Source organism: Chryseobacterium sp. (assembly GCF_045629545.1).
Lineage (GTDB): Bacteria > Bacteroidota > Bacteroidia > Flavobacteriales > Weeksellaceae > Chryseobacterium.
Window position 1 is genome coordinate 69,763 of sequence record NZ_JAZQRK010000001.1, and the last position, 12,093, is coordinate 81,855.

10 protein-coding genes are annotated in these 12,093 nt (G+C 33.4%); 4 read left to right on the top strand and 6 right to left on the bottom strand.

Going from position 1 to position 12,093, the window contains the following annotated elements; all coding sequences use genetic code 11:
• Positions 1-6: 6 nt before the first annotated feature.
• From deoC to ACKI42_RS00365, 5 genes are all read right to left on the bottom strand, one after another.
• Entirely contained in the window at positions 7-753 is a 747-nt protein-coding gene (deoC, locus tag ACKI42_RS00345; RefSeq protein WP_407401293.1) for a deoxyribose-phosphate aldolase, read from the bottom strand.
• 1 nt (position 754) lies between these two features.
• A complete protein-coding gene (locus tag ACKI42_RS00350) occupies positions 755-1,225 on the bottom strand; it encodes an Lrp/AsnC ligand binding domain-containing protein (protein ID WP_407401271.1) in 471 nt (156 codons plus the stop codon).
• Between the two features lie 19 nt (positions 1,226-1,244).
• Positions 1,245-2,189 carry an endonuclease gene (locus ACKI42_RS00355; protein WP_407401273.1) on the bottom strand — a complete coding sequence of 315 codons (945 nt, stop codon included), beginning with the start codon at positions 2,187-2,189 and terminating at the stop codon, positions 1,245-1,247.
• A 400-nt stretch (positions 2,190-2,589) separates the two neighbouring features.
• Entirely contained in the window at positions 2,590-3,264 is a 675-nt protein-coding gene (gene trmD, locus ACKI42_RS00360) for a tRNA (guanosine(37)-N1)-methyltransferase TrmD (protein WP_407401275.1), read from the bottom strand.
• Complete coding sequence (locus tag ACKI42_RS00365) at positions 3,261-4,523, bottom strand: NAD(P)/FAD-dependent oxidoreductase (protein WP_407401277.1); 1,263 nt, start codon at positions 4,521-4,523, stop codon at positions 3,261-3,263. The genes trmD and ACKI42_RS00365 overlap by 4 nt, the downstream gene beginning before the upstream one ends.
• A gap of 64 nt (positions 4,524-4,587) precedes the next feature.
• Between ACKI42_RS00365 and ACKI42_RS00370 the strand changes: the two genes are divergently transcribed.
• Entirely contained in the window at positions 4,588-5,451 is an 864-nt protein-coding gene (locus tag ACKI42_RS00370; RefSeq protein ID WP_407401279.1) for a glycoside hydrolase family 25 protein, read from the top strand.
• 220 nt (positions 5,452-5,671) lie between these two features.
• On the top strand, positions 5,672-7,561 hold the full coding sequence (locus ACKI42_RS00375; protein WP_407401281.1) for an ABC-F family ATP-binding cassette domain-containing protein: 1,890 nt from the start codon (positions 5,672-5,674) through the stop codon (positions 7,559-7,561).
• Positions 7,562-7,642: 81 nt separating this feature from the next.
• Here the strand turns inward: ACKI42_RS00375 and ACKI42_RS00380 are convergent, their stop codons facing one another.
• Positions 7,643-8,698: a Gfo/Idh/MocA family oxidoreductase gene (locus ACKI42_RS00380; RefSeq protein WP_407401295.1), complete on the bottom strand. Its 1,056-nt coding sequence runs from the start codon at positions 8,696-8,698 to the stop codon at positions 7,643-7,645.
• Between the two features lie 260 nt (positions 8,699-8,958).
• On the opposite strand from ACKI42_RS00380, the gene ACKI42_RS00385 reads away from it, so the two are divergent.
• Positions 8,959-11,184, top strand: a complete 2,226-nt coding sequence (locus ACKI42_RS00385) for a TonB-dependent siderophore receptor (protein WP_407401283.1) — start codon at positions 8,959-8,961, stop codon at positions 11,182-11,184.
• A 286-nt stretch (positions 11,185-11,470) separates the two neighbouring features.
• On the top strand, positions 11,471-12,064 hold the full coding sequence (locus tag ACKI42_RS00390; RefSeq protein ID WP_407401285.1) for a hypothetical protein: 594 nt from the start codon (positions 11,471-11,473) through the stop codon (positions 12,062-12,064).
• The last annotated feature ends 29 nt before the right edge of the window (positions 12,065-12,093 follow it).

Consider the following 12,093-nt stretch of genomic DNA (forward strand, 5'->3'; position numbering starts at 1 on the left):
AATATCTTAATATCCTTCAGATGAAGATTCGTTTTTGATAAGGGCAAGAGCAGAGGAAGTCCCTATTCTCTTTACACCCAGATTGATCATTTTTTCGGCGTCTTCCGGAGACCTTACTCCGCCAGCGGCTTTTACAGGGAGCTTGCCTGCATTGTCCAGCATGATTTTTATTCCCTCGAAGGTTGCACCATTAGGTTTACCATCAGTAGTTTTATAAAATCCTGTAGAAGACTTAACGAAAATTTTAGATAAATCTTTTTCTTCAAAATTTTCTTCTGCCCATGTAGAAATCTGCTTGGTAAGATCTGCAATTTGTGCATTATCCAAAGCTGCAATTTCTATAATCCATTTAGTTACTCTTCCGTTCTTGATACCCAAATTGGTACCTTGCAAAAATTCTTCTCTTACCAAAGCGATATTACCATTGATGTAAGCCATGTAGTTGATGACAAAGTCCAATTCGTCTGCGCCATCCTCAATTGCTTTTTCTGCTTCAGCTAATTTTTCTGCAATGGTATAAGTACCCTCATGAAAACCAATTACAGTTCCCAAAACAACCTCAGCATTCCTTTCTTTAAGATATTTTTTTATCTCAGAAATATAATCTGGTCTTATCATCACTGCAAAAAGATGATGATCTATTGCTTCTTGAGTAAGATTTTTTACAATTTGTAAGGTTTCTTGTTCCGAAATACCAGCTTCCGAAGGTTTTTTCAAATACGTTGAGTCTAAATATTGGGCAATATGCATGATGTTATACTTTGAGTTGTCTATAAATACTTTGTTCTAATGATATAAAAGTTTCTGTTCTTGTCACTCCCTTTAGCTTTTGAAGTTTACTAAGAATCTCCATCAGGTGATCATTATCCTTACAAAGAACCTTTATAAAAATGGTATAATTACCTGTTGTGTAGTGTGCTTCTACTACTTCATTCACCTCATTAAGAGCTTTTACTAATTCTGGATAATGGCTTGGCTGATCCAAAAACATTCCGATATATGAAACCACTTTGTATCCTATCTTTCTAGGATTAAGGAAAGAGATAGAGTTTTCAATAACACCTGCATGTTCCAATTTTTTTATTCTTTGGTGTACTGCAGTAGTAGAAATCCCAACTTGTTTTGAAATGTATGCCAAAGAACTTTTTGCGCTATCCATTAGCATATAAATAATTTCCTTGTCTAGAGCATCTAGATGATACGTAGTGTTGTTTGAATTTTTCATTTCTTAGTTATTCTTTTAGTTAGTTAGTTTTTCTATTTTTTAATACCGCAAAAACCGGAAAATGGTCGCTATAGCCTCCCAGATATCGAGTTCCTGCATAGGTACGGAATGGTCTATCGTTATACATCTTACTTCGGCTTCTTATTTTTTCTGGCTTAAAGATTTTGGCATCTTCAAAAACCAATACAGAATCTTCCTCGAAGAAAGATTTTGATAGTATAATTTGATCAAATAACATCCCCGACTTATAGTGGAAAGAAGAATAATTACCCGTAGAATAAAGTTCTAAAAATGGGTTTTCTAATACTTTATTTTGTTGGTCATCATAAAGTACATTTAGCAAATTCTCCTCATCTGGATTTTCATTGAAATCCCCACACAATATTACTTTTTCGTCATCTTTTTTAATTATGTTTAAGATTTTTTCTCTTGTCTCCTTTAGGATAAAGTTCCTTTTGGGCTGGTTAATATCTCGCTTTCTCTTAGAAGGCAAATGCGTTACAAAAACATTGATGATTTCTTCTTTGAATTTTACTTTCGCAAACAAAACATCACGCGTAGTATCATAGTTTTCCGGATTTTTATCTTCTATTTCAAAAAAGAATGTAATAGGTTCCGAATCTAAAACCTCCACTTTAGACAAATCATAAAGCAAAGCTACATCTACCTTTCTTTCGTCCATAGAATTGTAATGTACAATCCCATATTTAGAATTAAAAGGTTCTGTTTTTATTAGATCTTCTAATACTTGTCTACCTGAAACCTCGGATAGACCAATCATACAAGGCAAAACACCTGTTTCCTCCTTCATCAATTGAAATACATGACCTATTTTAAGAATTTTGTCGTGATATTTTCTTTCATCCCAATTTTTCAAACCAGAACGACTAGGATCTAGTCTATGTACCGGCGTAGGATCAGGTAAAAACAAGTTTTCTACATTGTAGAAAGCGAATAACTCCATTTATATTTTCTTTAAAACATTAAAATTGATATTCTGGCAGTAAATTTATTCTTTTTTTTATAATAATAAGAATAAAAAACCATTTTTTTCAAACAAAACCCTAAAAATTTACAATAAAAACAACCATACGCCATTATTTAAATTAATAATTTAAAAAAATAAGAATAATTCTCTAAATTACAAAGATTTACGATGCAACATAAGCAATTTTCCGGCTATAGCAGTAATAAAAACAATGAACTTTTAAATTTTATATGAAAAATTAAATGTAACATCATTCTACAAATTTTGTATTGTTGGGTAAGAAAGCTAATGTATTACATTTAAAGTAAATCTCAACAAAAAAAACTTCGAAAAGCTTAATGCTTTTCGAAGATAATTATTTTCGCTAGAGACTCTTCTAATCTAGCAAGTCGGGTCTTTTCTCTTCTGTAATTCGTACCGCTTCTTCATGCCTCCATTCTTCTATCTTCCCGAAATTACCACTTAGCAAAATTTTCGGAACTTCCAGACCTTTATATACTTCAGGCCTAGTGTAGATGGGTGGTGATAATAGATCATCCTGAAAGCTATCTGTAAGCGCACTTTGTTCATCATTCAGGACACCAGGTACTAATCTTATGATAGAATCTGCCAAGACGCAAGCTGCCAATTCTCCACCCGTCAGTACAAAATCACCGATGGAAATCTCTTTGGTAATATGCAACTCTCTCACACGTTGATCTATCCCTTTATAATGGCCACATAGGAAAATAAGATTTTTCTTGATAGAAAGTGTATTTGCAATCTTTTGGTTTAGGGTAACGCCATCTGGGGTTAGATAGATTATCTCATCATAATCTCGTTGTGACTTTAGCTCCGAAATACATTTATCTATAGGCTCTATCATCATCACCATACCAGCGCCTCCACCATAGGGTTCGTCATCTATTTGTTTATGTTTATTGATAGACCAATCTCTCAATTGGTGAAAATGTACTTCTACAATCCCTTTATCCACAGCTCTTTTTAGTATAGACGTTCTGAACGGACTTTCCATTAGCTCTGGAAGAACGCTTATTATATCAATTCTCATTGTTGGGTATTATTTTTGTTGTTTGGCGCAATAATCAATCTTAGGGAAGAATCTTTATTAAAGTAACTCCACATCCAATTGAAGAAGACCGCTATTTTATTTCTAACGCTCAAAATAAGCATTAAATGTAAAAACATCCAAAAATACCACGCTAAAAATCCTTGAAATTTTAAATAAGGTAAATCTACTACAGCTCTATGTTTCCCAATGGTGGCTAGAGATCCTTTATCATCATACTCAAACTCAGACCATTCGCTTTTATTTTTCTTTAAAATATTTTTGCCTAAATTTTTTGCTTGATTTATCGCTACATTAGCAACTTGAGGATGTCCTTTATCGTATTTTGGAGTTTCCATATAACAGATATCTCCTACTGCAAAAATATTATTATAACCTACTACTCTATTGTAACGATCTACAATATATCTATTTTTCATTAATGCTTCAGCAGGAAAACCATTGATAACATTCCCTGTAACGCCTGCTGCCCATATTACGTTATTGGAAGGGATCACTTTACCACTTTTCATGAGAACACGGTTGCCATCGTAGTCTACCACATACTCTCCACTCCAAAAATCGACGCCCAATTCTTTTAGATATTGTTCAGATTTTTCTTGAGCTTCTGGACTCATCACCGCTAAAGGTTTTTCGGTAGAACTGATTAATATAATTTTCAACTGATCAAAATTCATATAAGGATAATCTCTCGGTAAGATATCCTTTTTCATTTCAGAGAATGCTCCCGCCAGCTCTACGCCTGTTGCTCCACTTCCTACGATAACAATATTCCAGTTTCCGTCGTCACTTCTACTTTTTTCTAAAATCAACTTTTCGAAAGTAAGTAAGATATTATTTCTAATACTTATCGCTTCCTGGGTATTTTTCATAGCATATGCCTTGCTTTCTAGATCATCATTACCAAAAAAATTGGTTTTACAGCCTGTGGCAATAATTAATTTATCATAGCTAAATTCTGCTTCTTTGGTAATCACTTTATTTTGCGAAGGAATAATCTCCTGAACATCTGTAAGACGAAACTGCGTATTTCTAGATTGCTGAAAAATTTTCCTGAATGGAAACGAAATATTAGAAGGCTCTATACGTCCACACGCCACTTGATAAAATAATGGCTGGAACATATGATGATTCACACGATCAAGAACAATTACTTTTTTATTCTTATTATTTAAAGTTTTGGCAAGTTGAAGTCCTGCAAAACCACCTCCTATTATGATAATTTTCTCGCGTGTTTCCATAGTATACAAATTTACTAAAATCGTTAGTATTATTTGGTTTAAAAAATTAGTTTTGTAAAACTTTATGAACCAAAAAAAGTACACCAAAAACGTAGCCAAACGTACAGTTACCGCAAGACGCAAAAAAAATAATTTGCGCCGAAAAATTGTTTTGGCGATTTTGGTATTTGCACTATTAGGAACAGGTTTATACTTAAAACAGACGATTAGCTACTATTATGCGTTATATTTTGACAAAACGCATCACAAAAAACTTAAAAATAGCGAATTTGAAACGAAAAGAATTCAAAAAATCATAAGTAATAATCTTGATAAAACCTATGGTTTTGATATTTCTCATTACCAAAATACACACGATATCAATTGGGATAGTTTAAGCATTGGGAATAAAATAATTCCCTTACAATTTGTGGTTATGCGCGCCACAATGGGTAATAAGAATGCAGATAAAAACTTTGAAGAATTTTGGCAGATGGCGCAAAAACACAATCTCATAAGAGGCGCTTATCATTTTTACAGAGCCGACGAAGATCCCATTATTCAGGCTAATAATTTTTTAAATAATGTACGATTAGAAACTGGAGATTTGCCACCCGTTTTGGATATTGAAAAAATTCCAAACAAGAAATCTAAAGAAAAATTGGTAGCTGATCTCAAAATTTGGTGCAAAATTGTGGAAGATGCTTACGGCAAAAAACCTATTATCTACACCTATTATCATTATTATAAAGATTATTTGAAAGGCGAATTTGATGATTATCCTTTGTGGCTAGCCAACTATAATGATGTTACTACTCCATCGCCTGATGATTCTTGGGATTTTTGGCAATTCACAGAGAAAGGCATTGTACATGGCGTGAATGCAAAGATAGACCTGAACATCTACAACGGCGGCATTTGGTCTTTAAAAAATATGACTTTAGATTAAATTTTTATTTTGTCAAATTCTTATTGGCTATCCTAATGTATTTAAATTTAATTTGAATTTAAACTAAAAAATCAAGCAATAATCCAATCAAACTTATAGTTAGAAAAAGTTTTTTCTACTGTATTTTTAGCTCATTTAAACTTAAAAAAGGGTTAAAACGAGTTTTGGCATTTAATAGTTTTAATATTCGTATTTTTGCGCTACAAAAATTTGTATATTAATGAACTACGTTACTGCCGAGAATCTTACAAAATCTTATGGTGTAAAAACCTTATTCAAAAACATCAATTTTAACATCAACGAAGGAGACAAAATTGCTATTGTTGCCAAAAATGGAAGCGGAAAATCTACTTTACTAAAAATATTGATGGGAAAAGAAATTGCAGACAGCGGTACTGTAATTATTAACAAAGATATTCAGGTGGTATTATTCGATCAAGAAATTGAATTTGATTCTGATCTTACCATAGAAGAATTCATGATGACTTTGGATTCTAAGCCTATCCAAGCCCTAAAAAATTATCATAAATCTCTACTTTCTACCGACTACGACTTTATGGAGAAAGCGCTTGCCGAGATGGAAATCCACAAGGCTTGGGATCTAGAAAATGAGATGACACAAATTCTATCGCAGCTGAAAATAGTAGATTTGAGTGCGAAAATGGGAATGCTTTCTGGTGGACAAATAAAGCGTGTTGCCCTAGCCAAACTTCTCACAGAAACCAGAGCAGAGCACCGTCATACCCTGATTATTATGGATGAGCCTACCAACCACTTGGATGTGGAAATGGTAGAATGGCTAGAAAACTATCTGAACAAAGCAAAAATCACGTTACTACTGGTAACGCACGATAGGTATTTCTTGGATGCTGTTTGTGGTATCGTTTGGGAAATGGAAGATAACAATCTTTATTTCCACAACGGTTCTTATGCAACCTATCTAGAGAATAAAATGATCCGTGAGGATAATATGAATTCTACTATCGATAAAGCCAACAATCTTTATAGGAAAGAACTGGAATGGATGCGCAGACAGCCAAAAGCAAGAACTACGAAATCTAAATCTAGACAAGACGACTTCTACGAAACCGAAAAAATAGCAAAAACCGATACTAGAAAAGAATCTTTGGAGCTGGATTTTGAAATGAAGAGATTGGGTAACAAAATTTTGGAATTGAGAAATATTTCAAAAAGTTATGGCGAAAAATTATTACTAAAAGATTTCTCTTACCAATTTCAAAGAGGTGAAAAAGTAGGAATTGTAGGTAAAAATGGTGCCGGAAAATCTACCCTTCTAAATATTATCCAAGGTTATGAACCTAAAGATTCTGGAGAAATAGAAACCGGAGAAACGATTAAATTTGGATATTTTTCTCAAAAAGGATTGAAATATAAAGAAGACGAAAGAGTAATCGATTTTATAAAAGAAATCGGAGAAAACTTCCCATTAGCCAATGGTAGAACCATTTCTGCGTCTCAATTTTTAAGACTTTTCTTATTTGATGATCAAACTCAATATTCGCCTATTTCTAAACTTTCGGGAGGAGAAAAAAGAAGATTGCACTTGATGTATATCTTGTACCAAAATCCTAATTTCCTAATTTTTGATGAGCCTACCAATGATCTAGATCTTCCTACACTTACGGTATTAGAAAATTTCTTACTGAATTTCCAAGGAAGTTTAATCATCGTTTCTCACGATAGATACTTTATGGACAGAATTGTAGATCACGTTTTGGCATTCGAAGGCGAAGGAAAAATAAGAGATTTCATCGGTACTTTCTCAGAATATAGAGAAAACTTGAAGTTGGAAGAGAAAAATCCTAAACCGGTAGTGGTGGAGAAAAAAGTAGAAGCTCCAAAACCAACTCCTGCAATAGCTGTGACGGCTACAAAGAAAAAATTATCCTTCAAAGAGCAAAGAGAATTGGAAACTATAGAAAAAGAAATTCCAGAATTGGAAGGGAAACGTGCCGAAATTATGGCAAAACTAAACAACGAAACAGAATATGAAAAAATAGCTGTTTTGTCTGCAGAATTGGAAAAAATATCTGATCAATTGGAAAACCATGAATTGAAATGGCTAGAATTTCAAGAGATGCTAGCGTAAGCAATAAGATTTTAAAATAAAATATAAACTTCGGAATAGGCTTTCAAATAAAGTAATTCCGAAGTTTTTTTATGTTTAAATTTATAATTGAACCACTTTCTGTTGTACATTGCTTTCTAATGCAGCTTCTATAATTTTCATGTTTTGAATAATCTCTTCACCAGGCGAAGGCAAGGCGTAACCAAACACAATATGCTCATAGATTTGCTGGTAATAGTTCATATAATTTCCTGGTTCGCTACATAATAAAACTCTTTCTGTTTCTGCATTATCATTCAGAAAATTGAGAATTCCATCTTCCTTACATAGTGATAGCATCCAGTCTTTACCATACGTTGGGATTGTACCACTTGCCAATTCATTTTCTTGGTTATCGGATCTTTTTTGAAGAAAACTTCCTCTATCGCCATGCAAAATATAGGCATAATGAGCCTCCTTACTGAAAACTGAAGATTTCAAACGAACTCTAAGTTGATCTTTATAATAAAGCAAAAGTTCAAAATAATCATTGGCATATTCAGAACCTTTCATAGTAAAGATATCTCCAAAAACTTTTTCGGGAATTCCAAATAATTGGGTTGCTTGATCTATTAGATGAGAGCCCAAATCATGCAAAGTACCTGATCCTTTTTGTTGTGGATTTTCTTTGTGATCTTTCCCACTAGGTTCGGTTCTGAAACGATCGAAACGTATTTCTACCTCTTTGATTTTTCCTAAAGAACCCTGTTGCAATACTTTCTGTACTTGGATAAAATCTCTATCGAATCTTCTGTTTTGGTAAACGCTCAGGAACAAATTTTTAGCATTTGCCAATTTTACCAACTGCTCAGCTTCAGAAGCGTTTACCGTAAATGGTTTTTCTACAATTACATTTTTACCTGCTTCCAAACTCATTTTCACGTATTCATAATGAGTTTGCACAGGCGTATTTACAACAACGACGTCTATATCTGCCTTTTCCAACATCTCTTTCACCGAGGTGTAACGTGTAGCTTTAGGATATTGATCTTGAGATTCGTTTTTGGTACGTTCTACAATTGCCGAGAGAAAAAATCCGGGATGCTCTTTAAGAAAAGGCGCATGAAAAACTTTTCCGCTCATCCCAAAGGCACACATTCCTATTTTTACCAATTGCATCATTTTAATTATTTAAAACAAATATATTCAAACTTTAATGAATTTGATTTAAAATTATTGAGATATATTAAATTACAAAATACTTAAATTTTATTGAAATCCTTTTAAATAGGTACTTTTAAGCAAATTTGAAATGCCATGAAATCTTAAAATCAAATAAATTTAATAAAACATATAAAATTATTTTTAATTAATCTAAATAAAGTAAACATTTTAATTACATTTGCACTCTATTTACATTTACTCTAATTAAAGATAAGATGAGAAAACAAATAATCACTTTAGGATTTATCATTGTAGTAACCAATCTAAGTGCACAAAGAAAACAGAATATAGACTCTGATACCATCAAAATACAAACTATTGAGGATGTTAATTTGCACAAAAAAGGCAACCCTAATAAGGCAACATCTACAACGATAAAGTCTAATCTCACCATTATGGAGACGCCACAGCCGATTGCAATAGTGACTCATGAAATTATAGAGCAACAGCAGGCGAAACAATTGAGTGATGTATTACAGAATGTAAATGGAGTGTATATAACATCATCAAGAGGAAATTCCCAAGATAGTTTTGGTGGACGTGGCTTCGCTTTGGGTAATGACAATATCTTTAAAAATGGAACGAGAGTAAATAGTGGTGTTTTCCCTGAAGTTTCCGGATTAGAAAGAGTGGAGGTTCTGAAAGGGGCAAACGCTATGGCCTACGGAAATACCGCAGCAGGTGGAGTGATAAACATGATTACAAAAAAACCTAGATTCAATTTCGGAGGAAGTGTAGGTATGAACGCTGGAAGCTGGAATTCTTACAAACCTACCGTTGATATCTATGGGCCACTTACAGATAAAATTGCATTTCGTGTCAATGGAGCGTATGAAAATGCAGAAAGCTTCAGAGATGTGGTGAAATCTGAGAAATACTACTTCAACCCATCATTTCTATTTAATTTAGGCACAAAATCACAATTGATAGTGGAAGCAGATTATCTTAAAAACGATTTCACTCCTGATTTTGGTTTAGGCGGAATTACAGCAAAAGACCAAAGCTTCAGCATCAATGACAGAGTAGACAAAGCTACTTTCTACGGTACAGACTGGCAATACCAAAATGTACAACAATTGGGAACCAATATCACCTTCAATACACAGCTTAATGAAAAGTGGACCCTGAATGCGGTAGGTTCTTACCAAAATTACACTAGAGATTACTTCTCTACCGAAAGAGTGCAATGGGGATATCTTACCACCAACCCAAAAGCAGATCCTAATCGTCTCGCATGGGCAACACCCTTCAATAAAACCTATAACGAACAAAATTACGGATCTTTCCAAGTGAACCTGAATGGAGAATTCAAAACAGGGAAAATTTCTCATAAAGTATTGGTAGGCGCAGATACAGATTACGGACAAAGCGATTCTTATAGTTACAACCTTATTGATGCTCCTACAAGCATTTTATATCTAGATGATCCATCAACTTGGAATAACGGAAATATTGCAATGCCAAATTCTACCCTTAGTGCTAATAACAGAACAAGAACAAGAAGAGTTGGTGTATATGCACAAGACTTCATTAGCTTGACTAAAGAATTGAAGGTGATTGCAGGTTTGCGATGGTCTTATCTAGAAAACATGCCTACAATAAACACCAATTTTGCAAAAAACACCAAATCATTTACGGATAATTCTTCCACATCAGACCAAGCATTATCTCCAAAATTAGGACTAGTTTATATGCCGAATGATAATTTATCAGTATTCGCCACTTATACCAATTCTTTCTCTGCAAACACAGGAACTGATATTTATTTCAACGCTTTGAAACCTACCACTATCGATCAATATGAAGTAGGTTTGAAAAAGAACCTTTGGAATAACGGATTATCATTCAATGTTTCATTGTACCAAATCATGTACAATAATTACTACGGACAAGCAGAATTTGATGCAAATGGTAATGCAAATTCATTAGCAACTATAAAAGAGCACATTGGTAAAATGAGCAGTAAAGGTGTAGAAGTAGATATCACAGGAAATCCTACGCAAAACCTGTCTATCATTGGAGGTTTCTCTTACAACCACTCTGTGTACAAAGACACGCCAGATGTAAAAAATGCCTATGTAGAAGATCAGCGTTTGGTAAGAACCCCAGCTACTACAGCCAATCTATCATTATTCTACAAATTCACCAATACGCTTACAGGTCTTAGGTTAGGAGCTGGTGCATACTATGTAGGAAGCAGATTTGCAGGATGGAATGATACCAAAGCAACTGTAGTTTCTAGAAAAATTGTTACAAGAATGTTTGAGGTAGATCCTTACATTACTCTATCATTCAGCGTGGGATATGATTGGAAAAGATTCAGTATTCAAGGAAAACTGAATAATATCCTAGATGCAGAAAGTTATAATGTACACGAAAACTACTCTGTAAACCCTATTACTCCTCGTAATGTATATGTGACATTTACTTACAAACTATAAAAATTTCATTATTATATACTTTCCTTTTTATGAAGTGGAGATTACCAAGTGTAATTTCCATTTTTTTTGTTTTTTAAACCTATTTCTTATTGATTAGATTGAAGTGTACAAAACGACATTCAACTATAATTATTTTACGAAAATATATCAATATTATCATAATTTTTATTAAAATGATTTCTATTTTAACACATTATTCCTACTCTAATTTAAAGCCAATCCTAAGTATTGGCACATTTATTGAATTTAAGTCATTATCAAAATAAAAACATTAAAATTAAATATTATGAAAAAATTAATCTTTGCAGGAATTTTTGCTACTGCAGGAGTTTTGGGTACTGCTAGTGCTCAGATTCAGAAAGGAAACTGGTTGGTAGGAAGTAGTTTGGTAACTAGTAATTTCGGACTTAATACGGGTGGAGGTTACAATATCGGAATTCAACCAAAAGGTGCTTATTTTATTGAAGATAACTTAGCTGTTGGTGGATATGTAGATTTAGGAATTAGCAAAGTTACTAATGGTAGCCCATCAGAATTTAGATATGCTGTAGGTGGTTTGGGAAGATATTATTTATCACCAGGTGAAAAAGGAGTTGATAACTTACTCAATCATGGACGTTGGTTCTTCGAAGGTAATGTAGGTATTGGTGGACGTTCTGTAGAAAATGGAAACTCTACAACAGGATTAGATTTCGGTGTAGGCCCAGGATATTCATACTTTATTACTCCAAATATCGGACTTGAAGGATTAGTAAAATACCAAGGACAATCTGGATTTGGAAATGAAGGTTTAAACTCTAACATCTCATTCAATGTAGGATTTAGTATATATTTACCTACTTCAAAAGGGAAACAAGTGGTAAACGACTTGAAAAACTAAGTATTTTTCAAAAATATTATATAAAAAGC